Source organism: Streptomyces sp. NPDC031340, from assembly GCF_055569945.1.
This window is the reverse complement of record NZ_JBVIIE010000012.1, coordinates 154,419-179,436: the sequence shown is the minus strand read 5'-3', so window position 1 is coordinate 179,436 and position 25,018 is coordinate 154,419. Positions and strand designations below refer to the sequence as shown.

General features: G+C 72.5%; 19 protein-coding genes and 2 tRNA genes. 17 read left to right on the top strand and 4 right to left on the bottom strand.

The window, feature by feature from the left end:
- Positions 1-45: 45 nt before the first annotated feature.
- The 5 genes from ACZ5GT_RS11940 (at position 46) to ACZ5GT_RS11920 (ending at position 5,290) form a co-directional block, all read left to right on the top strand.
- Positions 46-1,155, top strand: coding sequence for a glycoside hydrolase family 15 protein (locus ACZ5GT_RS11940; RefSeq protein WP_469019592.1), 1,110 nt, complete (start codon positions 46-48; stop codon positions 1,153-1,155).
- Positions 1,152-3,389 (top strand): glycoside hydrolase family 31 protein, encoded by a 2,238-nt coding sequence (locus ACZ5GT_RS11935; protein WP_469019586.1) that lies wholly within the window; start codon positions 1,152-1,154, stop codon positions 3,387-3,389. Before ACZ5GT_RS11940 ends, ACZ5GT_RS11935 begins: the two co-directional genes overlap by 4 nt.
- 610 nt (positions 3,390-3,999) lie before the next feature.
- Positions 4,000-4,443, top strand: a complete 444-nt coding sequence (gene rsfS, locus ACZ5GT_RS11930) for a ribosome silencing factor (protein ID WP_324785665.1) — start codon at positions 4,000-4,002, stop codon at positions 4,441-4,443.
- A complete protein-coding gene (locus ACZ5GT_RS11925) occupies positions 4,443-5,111 on the top strand; it encodes a histidine phosphatase family protein (protein ID WP_469019496.1) in 669 nt (222 codons plus the stop codon). Before rsfS ends, ACZ5GT_RS11925 begins: the two co-directional genes overlap by 1 nt.
- A gap of 106 nt (positions 5,112-5,217) precedes the next feature.
- Positions 5,218-5,290, top strand: a tRNA-Ala gene (locus tag ACZ5GT_RS11920).
- Between the two features lie 85 nt (positions 5,291-5,375).
- Here the strand turns inward: ACZ5GT_RS11920 and ACZ5GT_RS11915 are convergent.
- Positions 5,376-6,323: a helix-turn-helix transcriptional regulator gene (locus tag ACZ5GT_RS11915; RefSeq protein ID WP_469019493.1), complete on the bottom strand. Its 948-nt coding sequence runs from the start codon at positions 6,321-6,323 to the stop codon at positions 5,376-5,378.
- A gap of 120 nt (positions 6,324-6,443) precedes the next feature.
- Here ACZ5GT_RS11915 and ACZ5GT_RS11910 point away from each other — a divergent pair, with 120 nt between their 5' ends.
- The 4 genes from ACZ5GT_RS11910 to ACZ5GT_RS11895 all read left to right on the top strand — a co-directional run bounded on the left by ACZ5GT_RS11910 (position 6,444) and on the right by ACZ5GT_RS11895 (position 8,580).
- Positions 6,444-7,919 (top strand): MFS transporter, encoded by a 1,476-nt coding sequence (locus tag ACZ5GT_RS11910; protein WP_469019491.1) that lies wholly within the window; start codon positions 6,444-6,446, stop codon positions 7,917-7,919.
- 69 nt (positions 7,920-7,988) lie between these two features.
- The gene (locus tag ACZ5GT_RS11905; RefSeq protein ID WP_469019488.1) at positions 7,989-8,162 is read left to right on the top strand and encodes a hypothetical protein; all 174 of its coding nucleotides are present in this window, start codon (positions 7,989-7,991) and stop codon (positions 8,160-8,162) included.
- A 3-nt stretch (positions 8,163-8,165) separates the two neighbouring features.
- Positions 8,166-8,399: a hypothetical protein gene (locus ACZ5GT_RS11900; RefSeq protein WP_003976229.1), complete on the top strand. Its 234-nt coding sequence runs from the start codon at positions 8,166-8,168 to the stop codon at positions 8,397-8,399.
- Between the two features lie 108 nt (positions 8,400-8,507).
- Positions 8,508-8,580: transfer RNA gene (locus ACZ5GT_RS11895), tRNA-Ala, on the top strand.
- A 137-nt stretch (positions 8,581-8,717) separates the two neighbouring features.
- On the opposite strand, the gene ACZ5GT_RS11890 is transcribed toward ACZ5GT_RS11895, so the two are convergent.
- Positions 8,718-10,334 (bottom strand): NADH-ubiquinone oxidoreductase-F iron-sulfur binding region domain-containing protein, encoded by a 1,617-nt coding sequence (locus ACZ5GT_RS11890; protein ID WP_469019485.1) that lies wholly within the window; start codon positions 10,332-10,334, stop codon positions 8,718-8,720.
- The gene (locus tag ACZ5GT_RS11885; protein WP_469019483.1) at positions 10,331-11,647 is read right to left on the bottom strand and encodes a cytochrome b/b6 domain-containing protein; all 1,317 of its coding nucleotides are present in this window, start codon (positions 11,645-11,647) and stop codon (positions 10,331-10,333) included. Before ACZ5GT_RS11885 ends, ACZ5GT_RS11890 begins: the two co-directional genes overlap by 4 nt.
- 408 nt (positions 11,648-12,055) lie before the next feature.
- On the opposite strand from ACZ5GT_RS11885, the gene leuS reads away from it, so the two are divergent.
- The 7 genes from leuS to holA all read left to right on the top strand — a co-directional run bounded on the left by leuS (position 12,056) and on the right by holA (position 22,322).
- Positions 12,056-14,944 carry a leucine--tRNA ligase gene (gene leuS / locus ACZ5GT_RS11880; RefSeq protein ID WP_469019480.1) on the top strand — a complete coding sequence of 963 codons (2,889 nt, stop codon included), beginning with the start codon at positions 12,056-12,058 and terminating at the stop codon, positions 14,942-14,944.
- Between the two features lie 187 nt (positions 14,945-15,131).
- A complete protein-coding gene (locus ACZ5GT_RS11875; protein WP_469019476.1) occupies positions 15,132-15,872 on the top strand; it encodes a hypothetical protein in 741 nt (246 codons plus the stop codon).
- A 72-nt stretch (positions 15,873-15,944) separates the two neighbouring features.
- Positions 15,945-16,790 carry a DegV family protein gene (locus ACZ5GT_RS11870; protein WP_469019472.1) on the top strand — a complete coding sequence of 282 codons (846 nt, stop codon included), beginning with the start codon at positions 15,945-15,947 and terminating at the stop codon, positions 16,788-16,790.
- A gap of 519 nt (positions 16,791-17,309) precedes the next feature.
- The gene (locus ACZ5GT_RS11865; RefSeq protein WP_469019467.1) at positions 17,310-18,092 is read left to right on the top strand and encodes a ComEA family DNA-binding protein; all 783 of its coding nucleotides are present in this window, start codon (positions 17,310-17,312) and stop codon (positions 18,090-18,092) included.
- A complete protein-coding gene (locus ACZ5GT_RS11860; protein WP_469019461.1) occupies positions 18,089-20,686 on the top strand; it encodes a ComEC/Rec2 family competence protein in 2,598 nt (865 codons plus the stop codon). The genes ACZ5GT_RS11865 and ACZ5GT_RS11860 overlap by 4 nt, the downstream gene beginning before the upstream one ends.
- Positions 20,687-20,784: 98 nt before the next feature.
- Positions 20,785-21,030 (top strand): hypothetical protein, encoded by a 246-nt coding sequence (locus tag ACZ5GT_RS11855; protein WP_360745943.1) that lies wholly within the window; start codon positions 20,785-20,787, stop codon positions 21,028-21,030.
- Positions 21,031-21,338: 308 nt separating this feature from the next.
- The gene (holA, locus tag ACZ5GT_RS11850; RefSeq protein WP_469019449.1) at positions 21,339-22,322 is read left to right on the top strand and encodes a DNA polymerase III subunit delta; all 984 of its coding nucleotides are present in this window, start codon (positions 21,339-21,341) and stop codon (positions 22,320-22,322) included.
- 211 nt (positions 22,323-22,533) lie between these two features.
- Here the strand turns inward: holA and rpsT are convergent, their stop codons facing one another.
- Entirely contained in the window at positions 22,534-22,800 is a 267-nt protein-coding gene (gene rpsT, locus ACZ5GT_RS11845) for a 30S ribosomal protein S20 (protein WP_469019443.1), read from the bottom strand.
- A 220-nt stretch (positions 22,801-23,020) separates the two neighbouring features.
- Here rpsT and lepA point away from each other — a divergent pair, with 220 nt between their 5' ends.
- Positions 23,021-24,889 carry a translation elongation factor 4 gene (gene lepA / locus ACZ5GT_RS11840; protein WP_469019440.1) on the top strand — a complete coding sequence of 623 codons (1,869 nt, stop codon included), beginning with the start codon at positions 23,021-23,023 and terminating at the stop codon, positions 24,887-24,889.
- The last annotated feature ends 129 nt before the right edge of the window (positions 24,890-25,018 follow it).

The following is a 25,018-nucleotide window of genomic DNA, read 5'->3' as shown; positions in this document are numbered from 1 at the left end:
GGACATCCCCCCACATCCGCGCCATCCGCACAGGAGAGACACACCTTGCCCACCCCTGCTACGCAGTCGCCCGGTCATGCGCGCCTCGCTCGCCGCAGCCTGGAGGTGATCACCACCGAGCAGGCGCCCTCCGGGGCCTACCCGGCCTGTCCGGACTACGAGGTCTACCGCTATTCGTGGTTCCGTGACGGCTCCTTCATCGCTGAGGCCGCCTCGCGCGGCGGCGCCGTCGACTCCGCCGACGCCTTCCACCGGTGGTGCGCCAACGTGGTCACCGACCGCGCCGACCGCATCGGGCGGATCGTCGCCGCGAGGGCGGCCGGTGAACAGCCCGCGGAGGCCGACCTGCTGCCCACCCGCTACACCCTGGAAGGCGCGGACACCGGTGACGTCGGCTGGTGGGACTTCCAGACCGACGGCTACGGCACCTGGCTGTGGGCGCTCACCGAGCATCTGCGCCGACACGGCAGCGATCCGGCCCCCTACCGCGAGGCGGTCCGCCTGACCGTCGGCTATCTCGCCGCAACCTGGGACCTTCCTTGTTACGACTGGTGGGAGGAGTACAGGGAACACCGGCACGGGGCGACGCTCGGCGCGATCCGCGGCGGGCTCGCCGCCATCCACGCGGCGGGGCTCGACGACACCGGGCTGTGCGAACGTACGGTCGCGCAGATCGACACACTCGTACGCGACGACGGCCTGTACGACGGTGGTCTGGCCAAGTGGCTGGGCGGCGACACGGTGGACGCCAGCCTGCTGGCCTGCCTGACCCCGTTTGCCTCCGTCGACCCGGCCGGACCGATCGCAAGGGCGACACTCGCCGCGATCGAACGCGACCTGGTGGAGCCCGAAGGCGGAGTGCACCGATACCTGCAGGACGTCTTCTACGGTGGCGGGCAGTGGCCCGTCCTCGCGGGGCTGCTCGGCTGGCACTACGCACGCGTCGGCCGCGTCGACGACGCCCGCCGCGAGCTGGATTGGATCGCCTCCCGGGCAGCCGACGGGCTGCTGCCCGAACAGGCCCCCGGCGTGCGCCTGCTGGCGCCGGAACACCTTGCCCGGTGGGAGGAACGCTGGGGGCCCAACGCCACCCCGCTGCTGTGGTCCCACGCGATGTACCTGATCCTCGCCCACGAATTGGGAGTCCTCGTATGATCCGCCACCGTCCGCACGGCTCCGGCCACGCCTACGAGCCGACCGACGATCAGCGCGTGCCCGTGATCCCCCTCGCCGGCGAGCCCTTCGAGGTACGCGCCTCCACGGGGTACGACGTCGAGGCCGTGGTCTGCGAGTGGGACGACGGCGACGGCGTCGTCGAACTGACCGCCGTCACCGAAAAGGCCGCCCAGCGCATCGGCGACAGCGGTGGCGATGACGACAGCCATCTCGCCGCGGCGGCCGCGGGCCGCCGCGGAGACCGCCACCGCTGGGTGGTACGCCCCGCCCCGCTCGCCGAAGGCGCGAGCGCCCGCTATCGCTTCGTCGCCCGGCACCGTGACGGCCGTATCCGCAGAACGTCCTGGCACACCGTCGCCCCGGCCGTGTGGCGCGCGGGGGCCGGACGACTGCGGGTCATCGCGCATTCACAAGCCGACCGCCTGGTCGAAGGTTCGGATTCCAGCCTGGTGGCCGCCGACGGCACGGTGTTGCGGATCCGCTTCGCGCTGCGGCTGGCGCCCGGCGCACACGTGGTCGGCTTCGGTGAACGCTACAACGCCGTCGACCAGCGCGGGCGCACCCTGGACGCCCAGGTCTTCGAGCAGTACAAGGGACAGGGCTTCACCCACCGTACCTACCTGCCGATGCCCTTCGCGATGGTGCTGGGCGGGGACAACTGGGCCTTCCACGTCCGCACATCCCGCCGCACCTGGTACGACGTCGGCGCGAGCGACCCGGACCTGCTGTGGGTCGAGGCGCAGACCCCGCCGGACGGCTCACTCGAGACGGTCTGCTTCAGCGGCGCCCCGCACGAGTTGCTGTCCGCCTTCCTTGACGAAATCGGCCGGCCCGAGGAACTACCCGACTGGATCTTCCGCCTGTGGGCCAGCGGCAACGAGTGGAACACGCAAGCGCGTGTGATCGCCGAGATGGACCGCCATCGCGATGAGGACATCCCCGTCGGCGTGCTGGTCATCGAAGCATGGAGCGATGAGTCGACCTTCACCGTCTTCCGGGACGCCCGGTACACGGTCACCGAGGACGGCGCTCCGCACCGCCTGGCCGACTTCACCTTCCCCGCGGACGGCGCCTGGCCCGACCCCAAGGGCATGGTCGACGAACTGCACCAGCGCGGCATCAAGGTGCTGCTCTGGCAGATCCCGCTGATGAAGATGCGCCCGGCGCCCCGCGGCCAGGCCGCCGCGGACGCCCGCGCGATGATCGACCATGGATACACCGTCATGGAAGAGGGCGGCAAGCGGCCCTACCGCAACCGGGGCTGGTGGTTTCCCCAAGCGCTGATGCCGGACCTCACCAACCCCGAGGCGCGCCAGTGGTGGCTCTCCAAGCGCCGCTACCTGGTCGAGGAGGTCGGCATCGACGGCTTCAAGACGGACGGCGGCGAGCACGCCTGGGGCGAGGACCTGCGCTACGCCGACGGGACCACCGGCGCGCAGACCAACAACCTGTTCACCGTCGAATACCCGCGTGCCTACGGCGAGTTGTTGCGCGACAGCGGCAAGGCCCCGGTCACCTTCAGCCGTGCCGGGTTCACCGGCTCGCAGAACGCGGGCGCTTTCTGGGCCGGCGACGAGGACTCCACCTGGGACGCCTACCGGCATTCCCTCAACGCCGGCATCACCGCCTCGGCCTGCGGGATCGTCTACTGGGGCTGGGACATCGCGGGCTTCTCCGGCGACGTCCCGGACGCCGAACTGTACGTCCGGGCCATGGCGGCGTCGTGCTTCATGCCGATCATGCAATACCACTCGGAGTTCAACCACCACCGGCTGCCGCTGCGCGACCGCACCCCGTGGAACATTGCGGACCGCTCCGGCGACCCGCGCGTCCTGGAGATCTCCCGCAAGTACGCCCGCCTGCGCGAGCGCTTGGTGCCGTACCTGGCGCAGGAGACGCGCACCGGCCTGGCACAGGGCAGGCCGCTGATGCGGGGGCTCTTCTTCGACGACGCCGCGGACGACCGGATCTGGGACTTCCCCGACCAGTTCCGGCTCGGCTCGGCCCTGCTGGTGGCGCCGGTCACCACACCCGGCGCCGGCAGCAGGACCGTGTATCTGCCCGACGGCGAGTGGGTCGACGTCTGGACCGGCCAACGGCATAAGGGCGGGCAGGTCGTGGAGCGGGCCACCCCGCTGGATGTCATCCCCGTGTTCGCGACCGCGGACCGGTGGGCCGGCCTCGAAGCGGTCTTCGCCACCACCGGCGACTGATCCGGGGAACGGGTGCCGCAGGCCCCGGGCCCGTGGCCGTGCACCTGCCCTGCCCCCGGGTCGGCGCAGCACCTGTGGATCTGCCAGGCAGGTGCCGCGCCGGGCGGCTCGGTGCTCACCGCCGCGTGCCGCTGTCGGTGCAGCGCCCGGGGCACTCCCCCCCATCCGGGGCGTTACGGCCGCGTCGGGTCTGGAACGACTGGGCCAGCAACCCGGCTTCGATATCGCCAGGGCCCGTGTGACGCAGGCGTGGCCCCACGCCGACCACCGGGGGAACGACAGCCGCGGAGGCCTTCCCACCCTCGACGATGGTGACCACCGTGACCGCAGCACCGCCGAACATCGGTCGGTCGGCCGAGGAAGCGGCGCGGCATCGCCACCCGCTTCGACGAGACGTCCGAGAGCCACCTCGCCGGCCCCGGACTCCGCGCCCCGGCGATCCGGCTCGGAGGTCTCCGGCCGGCAGCCGGTTGATCGCGACATCACACAGGCTCTGGCCGGCTGTGCCAGGTCCGCGGGCGCCCCACGTGATGCGTACATATCACGTGGGGCGCCGAGGCCGGTCCGTGAGACCCTTGACGCCAAGTGACCGCCGACCGAAAGCCGCCTAGTGACCGCCACTGACCGCTCCCTGGAGCTCATCAACACCGCCGCGCAGGCGGCCGCCGACAAGCTGGCGCACGACATCATCGCCTACGACGTCAGCGACGTGCTGTCGATCACGGACGCCTTCCTGCTGGCCTCCGCCCCCAGCGACCGCCAGGTCAAGTCGATCGTCGACGAGATCGAGGAGCGGCTCCTGAAGGAGCTCGGCGCCAAGCCGGTGCGCCGCGAGGGCGACCGCGAGGCCCGCTGGGTGCTGCTCGACTACGTCGACATCGTCGTCCACGTGCAGCACAGCGAGGAGCGCGTCTTCTACGCCTTGGAGCGGCTGTGGAAGGACTGCCCCGAGATCGAACTGCCCGAGGACGCCAAGGCCACCCGCGGCAAGGCCGAGGAGCACGCCAAGCTGAAGGCGGCAGAGGAGGCTGCGGAACCGGGCGGTGAGTGGTGATGAGCACCACCGACCAGGTGCCCGGCTCCGCGGGCCGGGGCCGCCGCCTGATCCTGTGGCGGCACGGCCAGACCTCCTGGAACGTGGAGCGGCGGTTCCAGGGCACCACGGACGTCCCGCTCACCGAGACCGGCGTCGCCCAGGCCCGCCGCGCCGCCCGGCTGCTGGTCTCCCTCAGGCCCGACGCGATCGTCGCCTCCGACCTCCAGCGGGCCGCCCGGACGGCCGGTGAACTCGCCGCGCTCACCGGCCTGGAGGTCACCCACGACGAGGGGCTGCGCGAGACCTACGCGGGCAAGTGGCAGGGCCTGACGCACGAGGAGATCATCGAGCGGCACGGCGAGGAGTACGCCGCGTGGAAGCGCGGCGAGCCGATCCGCCGTGGCGGCGGCGAACTGGAGACAGAGGTGGCCGAGCGTGCCGCCCCCGTCGTGCTGCGGCACGCCGAGAAGCTCCCCGACGACGGCACGCTCGTCGTGGTCAGCCACGGCGGCACGATCCGCACCACCATCGGACGCCTCCTCGGCCTGGAGGCCCGCCACTGGGAGAGCCTCGGCGGTCTGTCCAACTGCTGCTGGTCCGTGCTCGGCGAGGGCGTCCGCGGCTGGCGTCTGCTGGAACACAACGCCGGCACCCTGCCTGAGCCGGTCCTCGGCGACGACGACTGAGCCACGGCCCGGGCCGTCGCCCCCGGCCCGGACCCGGATTTCACTTTCCGGCAGGTCGCAGGCTAAAGTTCTTCTTGTTCGCCCCGCCGAGCGGGAAGAACAATGAGGGGCTATAGCTCAGTTGGTAGAGCGCCTGCATGGCATGCAGGAGGTCAGGAGTTCAATTCTCCTTAGCTCCACGGACCGGCAACTCCGTGGTCGACACACTGTCGAGTTGTCAAAGATCGTCGATGAGATCCCGTCCCCTCAGGGGGCGGGATCTTTTCATTGCCCCCGCTCATTGCCCCGCGCCCGCACCACCTGCGTCTGCCCCCGCGGCTGCGCCCGCGCCGTCGTCGTTGCTGTCGCTGTCGTCGGCGCCGTGGGCGGCCACAGGGCCTCCCTGCGCTCCAGCAGCACCGCCGTGCGCCGCGCCGTCTCCTCGTCGTCCGGCGTGTAGACGACGATCCGGCACTCCGGCATGCCGTTGACCGACAGCGACACCGAGGTCATCCGCAGCTCGCCCAAGTCCGCGTGCCGGAACACCTTCACCCGCCGCCCCGGCTGCGCCACGTCGCCGGCCTCCCACAGAGCCGCGAACAGCGGGCTCGCCGCGGACAGATCGCGTATGAAGCACTCCCAGGCCGGCTCCCCGGCGTGCAGCCCGTAGGCGGCGCGCAGGGTCGCCACCATCACCGGCAGCTCCCGCTCCCGGAACAGCAGCGGGCAGTTCTCCTCGTCCGCCGTGAACAGCCTCCACAACGCGTTGGGAGGATGGCCGGCCGGTATCGGCGCCGGATAGAACAGGTCCCGGTAAACGGAGTTGGCGGCCAGGATGTCGTACCGGGAGTTGTAGACCACCGCCGGGCGCGGGGCCAGGGCGTCGATGATGCCCTGGATCTCCGGGCCCACCGTCTGCGCGAGCTCCTCCGGCGCGGGCGTGTACGGCACCTCCGCCAGGTGGTAGAGGTGCTCGCGCTCCGGCGGGTCCAGCCGCAGGGTGCGCGCCACGGCGTCCAGGACCTGCCCGGAGGCGTTGATCGGCCGGCCCTGCTCCAGCCACGTGTACCAGGTGACGCCGACGCCCGAGAGCTGGGCGACCTCCTCGCGGCGCAGCCCCGGAGTGCGCCGCCGCAGCCCCGGCGGCATGCCCACGTCCGCCGGTGTCACCCGGGCCCGCCTGCTGCGCAGGAACGCGGCCAGCTCGGGCCGCCGTCGCTGTACCGTCCCCATCGTCACGCCCCCCTCGTCACGACCATCGTCGGTGTCCGCCGCGTCGCCTGCCAGGTGCTGTCAGTACCAGCATCGGCGGGCTCTCGGCACCCGTACCGGAGTCTCGCCAGGCTCAGCGGCATGACGACCATTCCCAGGACCACCTCCGGGACGGATGCCGGTACGCGGCCGGCTCCCCGTCCCGCATCCAGTAAAGCCCCCGCCACTGACAACCGGCCCCGGGCGGTGCTCGCGCTCGTGCTCGCGGCCCAGTTCATGGCGCTGCTCGACGTGTTCATCGTGAACGTCGCGGCCCCCACCATCGGCACGGAACTGCGGGCGTCCGGAGCCGACCTGCAGCTGGTGATCGCCGGATACGCCGTCACCTACTCGGTCCTGCTGATCACCGGCGCCCGGCTCGGCGACCGGCTCGGGCACGGCCGGGTGCACCTCGCCGGGCTCGCCCTCTTCACCGCCGCCTCGCTCGCCTGCGGGCTGGCCCAGGGAGCCACCGAACTGATCGTCTTCCGGCTGGTGCAGGGCGCCGGCTCGGCGCTGATGATCCCGCAGGTGCTCAGCCTCATCCAGCGCACCTTCACCGGCGAGGCCCGGGCCCGGGCGCTCGGCGCGTACTCGGCGGTCCTCGCGGTCGGCGCCGCCGCCGGGCAGGTGGTCGGCGGGATCCTGGTCAGCGCCGACCTTTTCGGCACCGGCTGGCGGCCGGTGTTCCTCGTCAACGTGCCGGTGGGCCTCGTTCTGATCGCCGTAGGCAGGCGTGTCCTGCCGCGCGGCGCGGGAGCCGAGCGGGCACGCGGGCTGGACCTGCCCGGCCTGGTGCTGCTCGGCGCGGCCGTGTCGCTGTTCACGGTGCCGCTGGTGCTCGGCCAGGAGGAGGACTGGCCGCTGTGGTCCTGGCTGTCGCTGGCCGCCGCAGTCGTTCTGTTCGCCGCGTTCTGCCGCTACGAGTCCCGGCTCGCCCGGCGCGGCGGCGCCCCGCTGATCGCGCCCCGGGTGCTGCGCCACCCCGGCATGAGCCTGGCGGTCTTCCGCGCCTTCGCCGTCATGGCCGTCAACGGCGGCTTCCTGTTCGCGGTCACCCTGCACGTCCAGGGCGGCCTCGGCTACAGCGCCCTGCGCTCCGGTCTCACCTTCGCGCCGACCGCGGTGGTCTTCGGGCTGGTCGGTCTGACCTGGCGGTCCTGGCCGGCGCCCTGGCAACGCCTGCTGATCCCCGCCGGGTTCGTGGTCACCGCGCTGTCGGTGGCGGCCGTGGGGCTGGTGCTCAAGGGCGGCGACGACGGCGGCGCGCCGCTGTACGTCGCGTACGCCGGCGTCGGCGCGGGACTCGCGCTCGGCTTCAGTCCCACCCTGACCCGCGCGCTCGCGACCGTACGGCAGGAGGACGCGGCGGACGCCAGCGGACTGCTGGCGACGGTCACCCAGCTCGGACAGCTGACCGGAGTGGCCGCGTTCGGCACACTGTTCCTGAACCGGCTTGAGTCACTCGGGGCCTTCAAGGCGTATACCTCTGCGGAGGCGCTTCTGGCGTGCATGTTCGCGCTGGCCGGGACGGCCGCGGCGGGTGCCGTGTCCGGACTGGTACTGAGGCGTCGCTGACCGTATCGGTCCGGCCGTGGCAGAATCAAACGGCCGGAAGGGGGCGCGACCCGACGGGAGGGAGCAGTGATGCCTGCGAGCATCCTCGAGGAGGTCGGTCACCTTCTCGAAGCGGCGTCGACCCAGGACACGATCACCCGGCTGAGCTGCCCTTCCTGCGGTTCCGTGCACGTCGCCCAGGTCCTCGGCGACAACGGCGGGATCTCCTACGTGTGCACGGCCTGCGGCCACAGCTGGAGCTGAGCGATGGGTGCACACCGACGGAAGTGCGACTGGTGCGGCAGCGGTACGCCGATCGTCCGCGACATGGAGCCGGTCAACCCCGACTACCAGTACTGGTGCGAGGAGTGCGCGCGGGCGCTGATCATAAAGGGCGACCCGATCGAGACGTACCGCGAACTCGAGGGCGAGCCGATCTACGGCCGGCTCCTGGAGGAGCACTGCACCCTCAAACGCTTCTACTCGTTCGTCACCGCCTGACCCCGGCGGGCGCCCCAAAGGGCGCCGACGAAATCGATTTGGTGTTGGCCGGGGTCGACCGTGTAATGTTGGCGTCGCCGCCGGGGAAACCCGGTGGGACACCGGCAAGGGGCTATAGCTCAGTTGGTAGAGCGCCTGCATGGCATGCAGGAGGTCAGGAGTTCAATTCTCCTTAGCTCCACAGCGATCGAGGGCGGGTCATCCGATGGATGGCCCGCCCTCGGTGCGTCTCAGCGCGTCTCCGCGCGTGCGGACAGCGAGACGGGACGGCGGGCCACCCCCCAGCAGGGGCGGCCCGCCGTCCCGTTCGCGTCCGTCTCAGCGGCCCAGCGCCCGCCGTCCCCGGCCCTGCGACAGCACCGGCAGGTTGCGGGAGGGGGCCCGGTCGCGCGGGGCCTCCTCCTCGATGCGCAGGGCGAGCGCGGGGCAGCGGCGCACCGCGCGCAGTGCCTTGGCCTCCGCGTAGCGCGGCACCTGGGCCTGCGCCACGGTGGGGAAGCCGTCGGCGCCCAGCTCGAACACCTCCGGGAGGATGTCCGCGCACAGGCCGTGTCCGCGACACAGCGTCCAGTCGACGTAGATCTTCTGGCGGCTGGCACCGGTGTCCTGCGGCGCCTCGGCGCCGCCCGGGATGCCCGTGGGGGCCCTGCCCCCCTCGAACAGCGGCAGGACGCCCTCCACGGGCCGTCCGCAGCCGTTGCCGAGGACGTGCGCGGCGAGGTCGTCGGTGAAAGCCTTGATGGTCGACTCCAGGAACATCGCGGAGCCGTCGGGGTGCGAGCACGCGCCGCGCCGCTTGACGTTCTTGGCGACCTGCTTCAGCGCCTCCAGCGCGGCCGGGCCGCCGCCGTTGATGATGTCCTCCATGCCGCGCGCGGCGGCGGGCAGGCCGAGGTAGCAGGGGCCGCACTGGCCCGCGCTCTCCTCCGCCAGCCACTGCGCCACGCGCAGCGACTCGCCCAGCGGGCAGGTCTCCTGGCTGATCGGCAGGATCGCCCCGGCGCCCAGCGAGCCGCCCACCGCGTCCAGGGAGTTGCGGGAGACGATCGCCTCGTCGACGGTGGCCGCGTCGATCCACTTGCCGTGGTAGCCGCCGGTCAGCACCCCCTGCGGCACCGGCGGGGCGCCGGCCAGCTGCAGCACGTAGCGCAGGGGCACGCCGGTGGGGACCTCGATCACCATAGGGCGGGCGACCGCGCCGGAGACCGTCAGCATGACGGTGCCCGGCTCGTCGTACAGGCCGGTGTTGCCGTAGCGCTCCGGGCCGATGCGGGCGGCGATGGCGAGCTGCGCGAACGTTTCGGCGTTCGACAGCAGGGTGGGTGCTCCGCCGACGCCGTTCTGCGAGGCGCTGACCTTGCGGCCGGGCGGGATCGCCGGGCCGCCGTCGACGGAGCGGATCAGCGACGCGGCGGCGCCGGTGACCATTCGCACCGGGTTGCGCTGCACGAACGCGCGCAGCGCCGAGCGGCGGCTGTTGCTCAGCCCGCGTTCGGCGAGCGCGGCCTCCATCGAGCGCTGGGTGGACTCCCGGGTGACCCCCACCACGAGCGTGCGGGCGCCCAGGGCCTCGGCGCACAGCAGCGCGCCGTCCAGGATGAGGTGCGGGGCACGGTTGATGAGCACCGTGTCCTTGCGGCAGGCGGGTTCGTCCTCGCTTCCGTTGACGACGACGACCGGCCGTACGCCGCGCTTGATCGCCGCCTCGGCGACCGAGCGCAGCTTCTTGTGGAACGGGAAGCCGGCGCCGCCGCGGCCCTTGAGGTTGATGCTCTCGGAGAGCTGCGCGAGCTGCTCGCCGCCCAGCGGTTCGAGCGGCCCGTGCACCTTCAGGTGCATGGGCAGGTCGAGCCGCTCGACAAGGTCGAAGCCCGAAGTGAGCTGCGGAAGGCCGACCACGCGGACTTCCGGGACGTCGGGCAGGGCCTCGTTCACCTATAGCCTCCGGAAGGCGTGTTCCAGGGTTCGCCCGAACCCGGTGCGTCGAACGACGCGCCGGGAGCCGGTTCGCCCGCGGGACCGCTGTTGTACGTGTTGTTGCTGTTGTACGTGTCGTACCGGGCGTTCGTCTCACCGGTGTCGTACACATCACTGCCCTGGTAGGCGGCCGCGCCCGCGCTGCCGTAGGCGGGGATGTTGAATCCGGTGTCCTGGAGCGGGTCGTAGGCCGACGGCGGCGCCTCGCCGACCGGCGGCGGCGACGGGACCGGCCAGCTGCCCGAGGTGCTGCCGCCGGTGTCCGCGCGGGGCATCGCCTGCGTCGGCTGCATGTCCATCGACAGGTCCATGCGGGCGGTCTGGTCGGCCGGGAAGGACTGCGCCCCGCGCGGGGTCGCGACGGCGCGATAGGCGGCCGCGAAGCCGTTCGAGGGCTCCGGGGTCATGGTGCGCGAGGCCGGCGCATCGAACTGGGAAGCCTCGTACCGGGGGGCCGCGGCGGACGCCGTCTCCGCGCGGGAGGACGACCTCGGCCCGCGGGCGTTGCCGTAGCCCGGCAGCGCGGAGGCCGCCTCGGCCATCCGGGCCCGGCTCGCGTCCAGCTCGTCGCGGCCCGCGCGCTCCTCCGTGCCCAGGAAGGCGGCGATCCGGTCGGCGACCTTGCGCTTGAACGGGCGCGGGGCCGCGCGCAGGGCGAGCGCCGCGGCGACGGCGACCAGGCACAGCTCGTAGGACACCATGAAGAACGTCTTGGCCGGGCGTCCCGCGAACAGGCCGTGCACCAGGGCCGCGCACCAGGCGGGATAGGCCAGCATGTGCATCGCGCGCCAGCGTGCGGCCACCGGTGCCGGGGAGGCGAACTGGTTGCGCAGGGCACCGGTGACGCCCACGAAGATCATGAGCAGGCCGGCCAGGGAGCCGAGGCCGATGAGTCCGGCGCTGCCCTGGACGCCGAGGCTGAAGGGGATCAGCGCGGCGATCAGCTGGGTGTGGTCGAGCGCCAGCTTGATGGTGATGTGCACCAGCAGGAACGCGATGGAGGCGACGGCGGTCACCCGGTGGATGCCCTGCGCCACGATGCGCTGGCGGATGTTCAGCACGAGCCGGTCCTGGGCCACCAGCCCCCAGATCACCGAGCAGGTCAGGCTCACCAGGGACAGGACGCCCGCGCCGAAGTTGAGGAAGTCCTGGAGCCAGCCGCCTCCGAACAGCACGACGACGGGTATGAGCAGCAGTACGACAGCCGACGCCACCCCGTAGGCCGACCGGCCCGGTTTGGGGAGGGAGCTGTTGCTACGACGAGGGTTCATGGGGGCAACTCCGAGCAGTTTCGGGAAAGCGGTCCCGCTGCCGAACTTTAAGTGGCGCCATACCGGTGGGTACGAGGTTTGGGCTATTGAGTTGTCGCGCGGGCGGTGCGCGGTCGCTGTGATGTCCTGTAGTTGTCGTTACGCGAAGTAACTTCTGGCTCCGGCTCCGAGAGACACCGGGGGCCAAGGAGGCATACGTATGTGCGTCGCGGTCTGCTCAAGGGCTGCGGTACTCTAACGCCATGCGTGCCGTACGCCTTCTGCTTAGCGAGCCGCGCTGATCAGTCCCGACCGCCGGGCGAATCGGATGGTCGGCATCGGCGCGGCGTCCCCTCCTGTGCGAGGGGATTTTTCGTTTCCTGGGAAGCGCAGCCGCCGGCAGAGACGATCGATGGAGCTTTGAGGACCATGAGCGAGACGAACCCAGCTGCCACCGCTGCGACGCCGGCGGAGGTCGCGCCACACCGCTACACGGCCGCCGTGGCCGCGGAGATCGAGGCACGCTGGCAGGACTTCTGGGACGCCGAGGGCACCTACGCGGCGCCGAACCCCAAGGGCGACCTGGCCGGCGACCCCGAGGTCGTCGCCCGGCCCAAGAAGTTCATCATGGACATGTTCCCCTACCCGTCCGGCGCCGGCCTGCACGTCGGCCACCCCCTGGGCTACATCGCCACCGACGTCTTCGCCCGCTTCCAGCGGATGACCGGCCACAACGTCCTGCACACCCTGGGCTTCGACGCCTTCGGCCTGCCCGCCGAGCAGTACGCCGTACAGACCGGCACGCACCCGCGCGTGTCCACCGAGGCCAACATCGAGAACATGAAGGCCCAGCTGCGCCGGCTGGGCCTGGGCCACGACAAGCGCCGCTCGTTCGCCACGATCGACCCGGACTACTACAAGTGGACCCAGTGGATCTTCCTGCAGATCTACAACTCCTGGTACGACGACGAGGCGGCCAAGGCCCGTCCGATCTCCGAGCTGATCGCCCAGTTCGAGACCGGTGAGCGCACCGTGCCCGGCCACACGCGCGCGTGGCACGAACTGAGCGCCGCCGAGCGCGCCGACGTGCTGGGCGAGTTCCGCCTGGCCTACGCCTCCGACGCGCCGGTCAACTGGTGCCCCGGCCTGGGCACCGTGCTGGCCAACGAGGAGGTCACCGCCGACGGCCGCTCCGAGCGCGGCAACTACCCGGTCTTCAAGGCCAAGCTGCGCCAGTGGAACATGCGGATCACCGCGTACGCCGACCGGCTGCTGGACGACCTGGAGGAGCTGGACTGGCCCGAGGCCATCAAGCTGCAGCAGCGCAACTGGATCGGCCGCTCCGAGGGCGCCCGCGTCGACTTCCCCATCGACGGCGAGCGGATCACCGTCTTCACCACCCGCCCCGACACCCTGTTCGGCGCGACCTACATGGTCCTGGCGCCCGAGCACCCGCTGGTGGAGAAGTTCACCCCGGAGGCCTGGCCCGAGGGCACCCACCAGGTGTGGACGGGCGGCCACGCCACGCCCGCCGAGGCCGTCGCCGCCTACCGCGCGCAGGCCGCCTCCAAGTCGGACGTGGAGCGGCAGGCCGAGGCCAAGGACAAGACCGGCGTCTTCATCGGCGCGTACGCGACCAACCCGGTCAACGGCGAGCGGATCCCCGTCTTCATCGCCGACTACGTCCTGATGGGCTACGGCACCGGCGCGATCATGGCCGTGCCCGCGGGCGACCAGCGCGACTTCGAGTTCGCGCGCGCCTTCGAACTGCCGGTCCACTGCATCGTCGAGCCGACCGACGGCCGCGGCACCGACACCTCGACGTGGGAGGACGCCTTCGCCTCCTACGACGCCAAGATCATCAACTCGTCCAACGACGAGATCTCCCTGAACGGCCTGGGCGTCGCCGACGCCAAGGCGCGCGTCACCGAGTGGCTGGAGCGCCGCGGCATCGGCGAGGGCACCGTCAACTTCCGGCTGCGCGACTGGCTGTTCAGCCGCCAGCGCTACTGGGGCGAGCCCTTCCCGATCGTCTACGACGAGGACGGTGTCGCGCACGCGCTGCCCGAGTCGATGCTGCCGCTGGAGCTGCCCGAGGTCGAGGACTACAGCCCGCGCACCTTCGACCCGGACGACGCCGACACCCAGCCCGAGACCCCGCTGTCGCGCAACGACGAATGGGTCCACGTCACCCTGGACCTGGGCGACGGGCGCGGCCCGCGCGAGTACCGCCGCGAAACCAACACCATGCCCAACTGGGCCGGCTCCTGCTGGTACGAGCTGCGCTACCTGGACCCGCACAACGAGCACCAGCTGGTCGACCCCGAGATCGAGCGGTACTGGATGGGCCCGCGGGACGGGCAGCCGCACGGCGGCGTCGACCTGTACGTCGGCGGCGCCGAGCACGCCGTGCTGCACCTGCTGTACGCCCGCTTCTGGTCCAAGGTGCTGTACGACCTGGGGCACGTCTCCTCCGCGGAGCCGTTCCACAAGCTGTTCAACCAGGGCATGATCCAGGCCTACGTCTACCGCGACAGCCGCGGCATCGCGGTGCCGGCGGCCGAGGTGGAGGAGCGCGACGGCGCCTACTACTACCAGGGCGAGCAGGTCTCCCGGCTGCTGGGCAAGATGGGCAAGTCCCTGAAGAACGCGGTCACCCCGGACGAGATCTGCGCCGAGTACGGCGCCGACACGCTGCGCCTGTACGAGATGGCGATGGGCCCGCTGGACGTCTCCCGGCCGTGGGACACGCGCGCGGTGGTCGGCCAGTTCCGGCTGCTGCAGCGGCTGTGGCGCAACATCGTCGACGAGACCACCGGCGAGACCACGGTCGTCGACGCAGAGGCCGACGAGGAGACGCTGCGCGCCCTGCACAAGGCGATCGACGGCGTGCGCCAGGACCTGGAGGGCCTGCGCTTCAACACCGCCATCGCCAAGGTCACCGAGCTGAACAACCACCTGACCAAGGCCGGTGCCGCCGTGCCCCGCTCGGTCGCCGAGCCGCTGGTGCTGATGGTGGCCCCGCTGGCCCCGCACATCGCCGAGGAGCTGTGGCGCCGCCTGGGCCACACCGACTCGGTGGTCCACCGGGACTTCCCGGTGGCCGACCCGGCGTACGTCGTCGACGAGACCGTGACCTGTGTGGTGCAGATCAAGGGCAAGGTCAAGGCGCGTCTGGAGGTCTCGCCGGCCATCTCCGAGGAGGAGCTGGAGAAGGTCGCGCTGGCCGACGACAAGGTCGTGGCGGCGCTGGGCGGCGCCGGGATCCGCAAGGTCATCGTGCGGGCGCCGAAGCTGGTGAACATCGTTCCCGCGTGATCGCCCTCTCGCGTGACCGATCCGGCGTGCCGATCCGTGTGATCGTCCCTGCGTGATCGGCCGACCGCCTCATCCGGGTGGTCCCCTACGGGCAGGTTCGGGGTTTTTCTGGAACTCCGGGCCTGCCCTTTGCGTTTACCGTGGAAGAGCGGCGCGGTGCGCGCCGTGACGCCGGAGGAGGAGCGCAGTGGAAGCAGTGATCGCAGTCTTCGCCCTGCTTTTCGTGCTCTTCGTGGTGCTCGGCGCCTACGTCACGGTGAAAGCGGTCGGCGCGGCCAAACGGGGCGTGGATCGCACCCTCGGCCAGGCCCGGCGCACGGTCGAGGACCACGCGCTGCGGGCCAAATCCTTTGCCCAGCCCGGTCCGGCCGGCGAGCTGGCGCAACTCCGGCTGAAGCTGCGGGCGTCGATGCGGGCCACCCGGGACGCGCTGCACGCGGGCGTGCCCGAGGACGCGTCACTCAAGGAGGCCCTGGGCCTCTTCGAGCGTCTCAGCGCGCACGGGCACGAACTGGACGACGAACTCAGGCGCCTGGAGTCCGAGCCGGACCGCAAACGGCTCGCCGAGCGGCTGCCCGCCCTGCGCGAACGCGCCGAACGCGTCATCGGCTCGGCGGACTCGCTGCGCTGGGCGGCCCGCGACCGGGCCCGCCGCTTCGCCGACGACGAACTGGACGCGCTGAGCACGCAGATCGACCTCGAGGCGGGCGCCCTGCGCCACTGGACCGAGCCGGAACACACTCCCGCCTCCGCCCCTGCCGCACGGCCCCGCACCGCGGCCGCCGACGGCCCGACGGCCCGGCAGACCTCTCCCGAGCCGCCCGCCCCGGGCCAGGCCCAGGAGCCGTCCCGGCCCGCCATCACCCCTCCGGTACGGCCTCCCGTCCACCCCTGGCAGAAGAAGGCCCGCCCGGAGACGACGACGTGATCCGGTCAAGGTATGCCCAGGTGAGAAGGGTCGTGCTGCCGTCCGGGCAGTACGCCAGGTAACCTCCAGCTCATGTCCCGCCATGTCGCGATCGTCACCGATTCAACGGCCTACCTGCCGCCGCGGACGATGGAGCGCCACGGCATCACAGCGGTCCCCCTGACGGTGGTCCTGGGCGACCGGGCGCTGGAGGAGGGCACGGAGATCTCCACCCGCTCCCTGGCCCAGGCGCTGCAGAAGCGACGCCCCGTCACCACCTCCAGGCCCAGCCCGCAGGTCTTCGCCGAGACCTACCGCAGGGTCGCCGAGTCCGGGGCCGCCGGCATCGTCTCCCTCCACCTGTCCGCCGAACTCTCCGGCACCTACGACGCGGCCGTCCTCGCGGCGCGCGAGGCCCCGGTCCCGGTGCGGGTGGTGGACACCGGCATGATCGCGATGGCGCTGGGCTTCTGCGCGCTCGCCGCGGCGAAGACCGCGGAAGGGGGCGGCACGGTGGACGAGGCGGTCACGGCCGCCGAGAAGCGGGCCTCGGGCACGTCCGCCTTCTTCTACGTCGACACCCTCGACTACCTGCGCCGCGGTGGGCGGATCGGCGCCGCCCGCGCCCTGCTCGGCTCCGCGCTCGCCGTGAAACCGCTGCTCCAGCTGCAGGACGGCCGCATCGAGCCCCTGGAGAAGGTGCGGACGGCGTCGAGGGCGATCGCCCGGCTGGAAGAGATCGTGGCCGACCGGGCCGGCGGCGCCGAGGTCGACATCGCCGTCCACCACCTCGCCGCCCACGACCGGGCGGAGGCCCTGGCGGACCGTCTCCGGGCGCGGGTGCCCGGCCTGGCCGACCTGCACGTGAGCGAGGTCGGCGCGGTGATCGGGGCGCACACGGGGCCCGGACTGCTGGGGGCCGTGGTCTCACCCCGGTGACCGGGGCGCGTCCCCGTCCCCGTCTCCGCCGACGCCGCTGCCGCTGCCGGCTCCCTTTCACCCGTGTGGGTGGCCGAGTTGTCCACAACCGGGCAGTAGTCCACGGATTCCGGGCAAGATCATCGCGCGGTGGGCGAGGTGCCAGATCCTCGACGCATGGCACTTCGATCACGTTCACGCACAGCGACCGCGACCAGTGGCCCGGGGCGGGGCCCTGCCTCAGACGGCCGGGTCCGCCATCGCCGCGCGCCCGCCCTGGGCGCCGCCCGGCACCGGCGCGCCTCGGCGGACGAACTCCGCCGGCGTGCCGGGGCGCTCTTCCCCGAACGCGCCCTCCCGGCGGGGGAGCCGGGGACCGGACCGCCGGGCGCGCGGTGGTGGGGAGGGGCCACCGGGAACACCGGGAACACCGGGAGCATCGGCCCGTCCGCGGACGCGTCGAGCAGGGGCCTGTCCTCGGACGTGCCGTCCGAGGATGATCCGCCGCCGGTCGCGTCTTCGGAGACGGAGGTGGAGACAGTGGAGACAAGGGCAGACGCCGAGTACGCGGACGGGGACTGGCGGGGGCGGGCCGGGGCGGCGCTGCGGGAGCGGATGCCGTTGTGGGTGCAGGCGCGGTGTGGGCTGGAGCGGCGGGGCGTGGTCGCCCTCGCGGCGCTGCTCGTCCTGACGGCCGTGTTCGCCGTCCAGCACTTCTGGGCCGGCCGCACGCAGTCCGTGCGGGCGCCCGAGGTGGTGCGGGCGGTGGCTGCCGCCGGGGCACGGGCCACGGGCGGCGCACGCCCGTCCGACGGCCCGGCGGGGGCGGCGCCGAGTGCCGGGGGATCGGCTGGGGCCGAGATCGTGGTGGACGTCAGCGGCAAGGTGCGCGACCCGGGAATCCACCGCCTGCCCGCTGGTGCGCGGGTCGTCGACGCCCTGCGGGCGGCGGGCGGGGTGCGCCCTGGCACGAAGACCGAAGGGCTCAACCAGGCCCGCTTCCTGGCCGACGGTGAGCAGGTCGTCGTCGGCGGACCGGCCCCCGCGCCGGGGCCGGACGGCGGACCGGCCGGATCGGCGGCGGGAGCGGGAGCGGGAGCGGTGGTGGGGGCAGGGGCTGGGGCGGCCGGTGCGCCGGTGTCCCTCAACACGGCCACGGCGGACCAACTCGATACCCTGCCCGGCGTGGGACCGGTGCTGGCCCGGCACATCGTCGACTACCGCACCCGGCACGGCGGCTTCCGCTCGGTCGACGAACTGCGCGAGGTCAACGGCATCGGCGACCGCCGCTTCGCCGACCTGCGCGATTTCGTACGGCCATGAGCCCCGGCCACGACAACCCACCCGCCCACGACAACCCGCCCGGGCAGGCTTCCGGCGCCGGGGTGGGCGGCCGCCGCCGCCCGGTGTCCCGTCGAGCCGTTCACGCCGGGTCCGGGCGGCGGCTCGGGGACGCCCACCCGCGCCAGGAAGGGCCTGCGGACCTGCGGCTGGTGCCGCCCGCGGTCGCGGTCTGGGCCACGGCCGCGCTGACGCTGGACGCCCGGTGGGGGTGGGTCGTCGGCGTCGTGGCCGGCTGCCTCGTGGGGGCCGGTCTGCTGCTGCCGATGCGCGCGGCTGTCCGTGCCCATGCCCGGACCTCGCGTGGCGCCTGGCCGCGCGTCTCGCTCGCCGCCGTGCTGCTCTGTGCCGCCGCGGCCGCCGTCTCGGCCGGGTTGCACGGCGCCGATCTGCGGCGCGGCCCGGTGCCCGCGCTGGCGCGGCAGTACGCCAGGGTGACCGCCGAGGTGGAAGTCGCCTCGGATCCGCGGCTCACCCGGCCCCGGATCACGGGGGACCGCGCGGCTCCGGCCGCCGTGCTGATCCGGGCCGACGTGCGGCGGGTGACCGAGGCGGACGGGACGGCGGCGACGACGCGGACACCGGTGCTGCTCGTCGTTGACGTCCGCACCAGAGGCACGGGCCCGGCCGACGCCGCTCGCGCGTCGCCGTGGCTGGGGCTGCTGCCCTCCACCCACGTCCGGGTCATGGCGCGGGTGGTGCCCCCGCTGGCGGGTGGCGGCAGCGTCGCGGGTGTGCTGCGGGTACGGGGACAGGCCGTGCCGGACGTGGTGGCGGAGCCGTCGCGGGCGCAGCGGTTCGCCGGGCGGCTGCGCGCCGGATTGCGCGAGGCGACCGACGCGCTGCCCGCGGACGCCCGGGCGCTGCTGCCGGGCCTGGTCGTCGGGGACACCTCGCGGATCACCCCGGAACTGGACGAGGCGTTCAAGGAGACCGACCTGGCGCACATGCTCGCCGTGTCCGGGAGCAACCTCACGATCATCCTCGCCCTGCTCGTCGGGCCGCCCGGCCTGGCCCGGCTGGCGGAGCGGCGCGGGCTCGCACCCCGCCTCGGCATCCCACTGAGGACGACCGCGCTGCTCGGCGGGGCTCTCACACTCGCATTCGTCGTCGTGTGCCGGCCGGACCCGAGCGTGCTGCGGGCGGCGGCCTGCGGAGCGGTCGCGCTGCTCGCGCTGGCGACCGGCCGCCGCAGATCCCTGATCCCCGCGCTGGCGACGGCCGTTGTGCTGCTGGTGCTGTACGACCCGTGGCTGGCCCGCAGTTACGGCTTCCTGCTCTCCGTGCTGGCCACCGGCGCCCTGCTCACCCTCGCGCCGCGCTGGAGCGAGGCGCTGCGGCGGCGCGGACTCCCGCCGAGAGCGGCCGAGGCGCTGGCCGCGGCGGGCGCCGCGCAGGCCCTGTGCGCACCGGTCGTCGCCGTGCTGTCGGCGCGCGTGAGTCTGGTGGCGGTGCCGTGCAACCTGATCGCGGAGCTCGCGGTGGCGCCGGCCACGGTGCTGGGGTTCGCCGCGCTGGCGACGGCGCCGGTGGCGTTGCCCGTCGCCAAGGCGCTCGCTCGGTGCGCGAGTTGGCCCGTCGAGTGGATCGCGGGCGTGGCCCGTGCGGGGGCCGCGCTGCCCGGCGGGGGAGTGGACTGGCCGGGGACCTGGGGCGGCGCCGCACTGCTCGGCCTGGTCACGCTTGTCGTCCTGGTCCTCGGCAGGCGGCTGCTGAGGCATCCGTGGTGGTGCGGCGCCCTGGGGGTGCTGCTCGCCTTGGTGGTGGTGCAGCCGCCGCCGCTGACCAGGGTGATCACGGGCTGGCCGCCGCCGGGATGGCGGCTGGTGATGTGCGACGTGGGGCAGGGGGACGCGATGGTGCTCGCGGCGGGGGCGGGCAGCGGCGTCGTGGTGGACGCCGGGCCCGACCCCACGCTGGTCGACCGCTGCCTGCGCACGCTCGGCATCACGAGGATCCCGTTGGTGGTGCTGACCCACTTTCACGCCGACCACGTCGCCGGGCTGCCCGGCGTGCTGCGCGGGCGGTCGGTGGGCGGGATCGAGACGACCGGCCTGGAACAGCCCGCCGATCAGGTGGAGTTCGTGCGGAAGGAGGCGGACGCCGGGCACGTCCCGCTGAGCCGCGCCGTCGCCGGGGAACAGCGGCGCACGGGTCCGCTGACCTGGCAGGTGCTGTGGCCCCCGGCCGGCCCGACGCCCGCCCCGGACGGGCCGAACGATTCCAGCGTCACCCTGCTGGTCCGTTCTGCGGGGCTGCGTCTGCTGCTGCTCGGGGATCTCGAACCCCCGGCACAGCAGGCGCTGTCGAGGTCGCCGGAGGGCGCGCTGCTGGACGGGGTGGACGTACTGAAGGTCGCGCACCACGGTTCGGCGTACCAGGACCCGGAGCTGATACGCCGGGTCGCACCGCGGCTGGCGCTCATCTCCTGCGGCGCGGACAACCCCTACGGGCATCCGGCGCCCAGCACCGTGGCCGCGTTGCGGGCAGGCGGCGCGGTGGTGGTGCGGACGGACCGGGACGGGGCGCTCGCGGTGGCCGGGGCCGGCACCGAGCTGCGGGTCGCGGGAGACTGACGGCATGTCGCGGAGACCGACGGAGGCTGACGGCGTGTCCCTCCCGCCCATGTGCCGAGTCCGACCGCGCGCCGGGCGGGGTGGCGGACAATGGGCTCGTGAGCGACGTGAGACATGTGCTGGTGCTGCCCGACCGCGACGCCGCGCAGGAGGCGGCCCGGGCGTTGGGAGAGCGGTTCGGGACAGACGAGGAGCCGGAACTGGTGCGCGACGCCCTGGCCGGTGAGGACGACGCCGAGGACGCGCAGTGGCTCGTCGTTCTGCGGGACGCGGAGTCGCGGCTGGACGCGGCGGAGCTGGACGCGTTCGCCGGGGAGTGGGACGGCTGGCGCGAGGAACCGTAGGCCGCCGGTCCGCCGGTCCGCCGGTCCGCCGGTCCGCCGGTCCGCCGGTCCGCCGGTCCGCCGGTCCGCCGGTCCGCCGGTCCGCAGGGCGGCCGTGCCGAGGGTGGCGCGGGCCGCAGGCGGACCCGGCCCCGGGGAACCCTGGGGTGACAGGAAACCTGGGGTGACAGGAAACCTGGGGTGACAGGAAACCTGGGGTGACAGGAAACCTGGGGCAGGAACCCCGGGACGAGGGGCCGTCGGGTGGGCAGGGGCGGCGGGGTGGTGCCCGGGACCCGATGTCGGTGCCGCGTGCCATGCTTGTCGCGATGGCCAGGAAGACTGCGAACGACGACCCTCTCGCCCCGGTGACCCTTGCCGTGGGCCAGGAGGACCTCCTGCTCGACCGTGCTGTGCAGGAGGTGGTGGCCGCCGCGCGGGCCGCCGACGCCGACACGGACGTACGAGACCTCACCTCGGACCAGCTGCAGCCCGGCACGCTCGCCGAGCTGACCAGCCCCTCGCTGTTCGCCGAGCGCAAGGTCGTGGTCGTGCGCAACGCGCAGGACCTGTCCGCCGACACGGTCAAGGACGTGAAGGGTTACCTCGGAGCGCCCGCCGAGGAGATCACCCTCGTGCTGCTGCACGCGGGCGGCGCCAAGGGCAAGGGACTGCTCGACGCGGCCCGCAAGGCGGGGGCGCGGGAGGTGGCGTGCCCGAAGATGACGAAGCCCGCCGACCGGCTGGCCTTCGTGCGGGGGGAGTTCCGGGCCACCGGGAGGTCCGCCACCCCCGAGGCGTGCCAGGCGCTCGTCGACGCCATCGGAAGCGACCTGCGGGAGCTGGCGTCCGCGGTCTCCCAACTGGTCGCCGACGTCGAGGGGACCATCGACGAGGCGATCGTCGGGCGGTACTACACCGGGCGGGCCGAGGCGTCGAGCTTCACGGTCGCCGACCGCGCCGTGGAAGGGCGGGCGGCCGAGGCGCTGGAGGCGCTGCGCTGGGCGCTGGCCACGGGCGTCGCGCCGGTGCTGATCACCAGCGCCCTGGCGCAGGGCGTGCGGGCGATCGGCAAGCTGTCCTCCGCGCGCGGGGGGCGGCCCGCCGATCTGGCGCGGGAGCTGGGCATGCCGCCGTGGAAGATCGACCGGGTGCGGCAGCAGATGCGCGGGTGGACCCCGGACGGGGTCGCGGTCGCCCTGCGCGCGGTCGCCGACGCCGACGCCGGAGTCAAGGGCGGCGGGGACGACCCCGGCTACGCCCTGGAGAAGGCCGTGGTCACCATCGCCCGCGCCGCGCGCAGCCGACGCTAGGAGCCCCGGCCCCGGCCCCGTCCCCGGGCAAGGACGAAGGCCCCGCCTCCCTGCCCCTGGGGAAGGGGAGAGGAGGCGGGGCCTTCGGTGAAGCCGGTGAGTCCGTACCCGCGTGGCGAACGCAGGCCGCGTACGGACTCGGGATGCCGGACGGGAGCGGATGAGAGAGGGCCCGCTCGATTCCCTCCGGCGGTCAGATCAAGAGATGGTGTCAGCCCTGGAGGGACGCGACCTTGGCAGCCAGCGCCGACTTCTTGTTGGCGGCCTGGTTCTTGTGGATGACGCCCTTCGCGACGGCCTTGTCGAGCTGACGCGCGGCAGCGCGCTGGTACTCGGTGGCCTTCTCGACGTCACCCGCGGCAGCGGCCTCGCGGGCCTTGCGGATCGCGGTCTTCAGGGAGGACTTGACGGCCTTGTTGCGCAGCCGGGCCTTCTCGTTGGTCTTGATCCGCTTGATCTGGGACTTGATGTTCGCCACGAATGAGCCTTCTCAGGTTCAGGCACGGGGCCGCAGGGGTCCCGTGCCAGGTGATTTCTTGGGTGTGCCTCGCGCTGAGAGGGCATGAGACACAGCCACCCAGGCTACCAGCGGCCGCCCGAGTGGCCCAAACCGGTCGCCGGTCGGCGCGCGTGGGACCATGGAGGCTACGTATCGATCCGACCCGAGGCATAAGGCGCCTCAAGAGACAGGACCCTGCGTGCCCGCGACCCCTAACAATGTGCCCGAGCCGAGCCGTACCGACCCGGCTCTGATCCGCAATTTCTGCATCATCGCGCACATCGACCACGGCAAGTCCACGCTCGCCGACCGGATGCTCCAGCTGACCGGCGTCGTCGAGCAGCGGCAGATGCGCGCCCAGTACCTCGACCGCATGGACATCGAGCGCGAGCGCGGCATCACGATCAAGTCCCAGGCCGTGCGCCTGCCCTGGGCTCCCACCGACGACCCGGGCAGCACGCACATCCTCAACATGATCGACACCCCGGGGCACGTCGACTTCACGTACGAGGTCTCGCGGTCGCTCGCCGCCTGCGAGGGGACCGTCCTCCTCGTCGACGCCGCCCAGGGCATCGAGGCGCAGACCCTCGCCAACCTCTACCTGGCGATGGAGAACGACCTCACGATCATCCCGGTGCTCAACAAGATCGACCTGCCGGCCGCGCAGCCGGAGAAGTTCGCCGAGGAGCTCGCCAACCTCGTCGGCTGCGAGCCCGGTGACGTGCTGAAGGTCTCCGCCAAGACCGGTCTGGGCGTCGAGGCGCTGCTCGACAAGGTCGTCGCCGAGATCCCGGCCCCGGTCGGCGTCAAGGACGCCCCCGCGCGCGCCATGATCTTCGACTCCGTGTACGACTCCTACCGCGGCGTCGTGACGTACGTCCGTGTCATCGACGGACAGCTCAACAAGCGCGAGCGCATCCGGATGATGTCGACGGGCGCCACCCACGAGCTGCTGGAGATCGGCACCAACTCGCCGGAGATGCTGCCCGCCGACGGTCTCGGCGTCGGCGAGGTGGGCTACCTGATCACCGGTGTGAAGGACGTCCGCCAGTCCAAGGTCGGCGACACCGTCACCAGCCAGCACAAGGGAGCCACCGAGGCGCTCGGCGGCTACAAGGATCCCAAGCCGATGGTCTTCTCCGGCCTGTATCCGCTGGACGGCTCCGACTACCCCGAGCTGCGCGAGGCGCTGGACAAGCTTCAGCTCAACGACGCCGCGCTGGTCTACGAGCCGGAGACGTCCGCCGCCCTCGGCTTCGGCTTCCGCGTCGGCTTCCTCGGTCTGCTCCACCTCGACGTCATCCGGGAGCGCCTGGAGCGCGAGTTCGGTCTCGACCTGATCGCCACCGCGCCCAACGTGGTCTACCGCGTGATCATGGAGGACGGCACCGAGACGGTCGTCACCAACCCGAGCGAGTTCCCCGAGGGCAAGATCGACGAGGTGTTCGAGCCGGTCGTGCGGGCGACGATCCTCGCGCCGACCGAGTTCATCGGCGCGATCATGGAGCTGTGCCAGACCCGGCGCGGCGCCCTGCTCGGCATGGACTACCTGTCCGAGGACCGCGTCGAGATCCGCTACACCCTGCCGCTCGCCGAGATCGTCTTCGACTTCTTCGACCAGCTGAAGTCCAAGACGCGCGGTTACGCCTCGCTCGACTACGAGCCCACCGGCGAGCAGTCCAGCTCGCTCGTCAAGGTCGACATCCTGCTGCACGGCGACAAGGTGGACGCCTTCTCCGCGATCACCCACAAGGACCAGGCGTACGCGTACGGCGTCCGGCTCGTCGCCAAGCTCAAGGAGCTCATCCCGCGGCAGAACTTCGAGGTGCCGGTGCAGGCCGCCATCGGCTCGCGGGTCATCGCCCGCGAGACCATCCGCGCCATCCGCAAGGACGTCCTCGCCAAGTGCTACGGCGGCGACATCTCCCGCAAGCGCAAGCTGCTGGAGAAGCAGAAGGAGGGCAAGAAGCGGATGAAGATGGTGGGTTCGGTGGAAGTTCCGCAGGAGGCCTTCATCGCGGTCCTGAGCAGCGATGACAGCGCGGGGCCGGCCAAGGGCAAGAAGTAACCGCCGCTCGCCGTCGCCGGCACGGCAAACCGGGCGCAACGGGGCCCGCCGCACGAAAGCGCGGCGGGCCCCCGCGCGTGCGCGGCGTCGCTCTCTGTGCGAAGTGACAGTCCGCCGCCCCTTACGAAC

What these genes read in the sequence shown, in the direction of transcription:
- ACZ5GT_RS11935 (WP_469019586.1), top strand. Translation starts at nt 1,152, where the DNA reads ATGATCCGCCACCGTCCGCACGGCTCCGGCCACGCCTACGAGCCGACC.
- ACZ5GT_RS11925 (WP_469019496.1), top strand. Translation starts at nt 4,443, where the DNA reads ATGAGCACCACCGACCAGGTGCCCGGCTCCGCGGGCCGGGGCCGCCGC.
- ACZ5GT_RS11915 (WP_469019493.1), bottom strand. Translation starts at nt 6,323, where the DNA reads ATGGGGACGGTACAGCGACGGCGGCCCGAGCTGGCCGCGTTCCTGCGC.
- ACZ5GT_RS11910 (WP_469019491.1), top strand. Translation starts at nt 6,444, where the DNA reads ATGACGACCATTCCCAGGACCACCTCCGGGACGGATGCCGGTACGCGG.
- ACZ5GT_RS11905 (WP_469019488.1), top strand. Translation starts at nt 7,989, where the DNA reads ATGCCTGCGAGCATCCTCGAGGAGGTCGGTCACCTTCTCGAAGCGGCG.
- ACZ5GT_RS11900 (WP_003976229.1), top strand. Translation starts at nt 8,166, where the DNA reads ATGGGTGCACACCGACGGAAGTGCGACTGGTGCGGCAGCGGTACGCCG.
- ACZ5GT_RS11885 (WP_469019483.1), bottom strand. Translation starts at nt 11,647, where the DNA reads ATGAACCCTCGTCGTAGCAACAGCTCCCTCCCCAAACCGGGCCGGTCG.
- leuS (WP_469019480.1), top strand. Translation starts at nt 12,056, where the DNA reads ATGAGCGAGACGAACCCAGCTGCCACCGCTGCGACGCCGGCGGAGGTC.
- ACZ5GT_RS11870 (WP_469019472.1), top strand. Translation starts at nt 15,945, where the DNA reads ATGTCCCGCCATGTCGCGATCGTCACCGATTCAACGGCCTACCTGCCG.
- ACZ5GT_RS11860 (WP_469019461.1), top strand. Translation starts at nt 18,089, where the DNA reads ATGAGCCCCGGCCACGACAACCCACCCGCCCACGACAACCCGCCCGGG.
- holA (WP_469019449.1), top strand. Translation starts at nt 21,339, where the DNA reads ATGGCCAGGAAGACTGCGAACGACGACCCTCTCGCCCCGGTGACCCTT.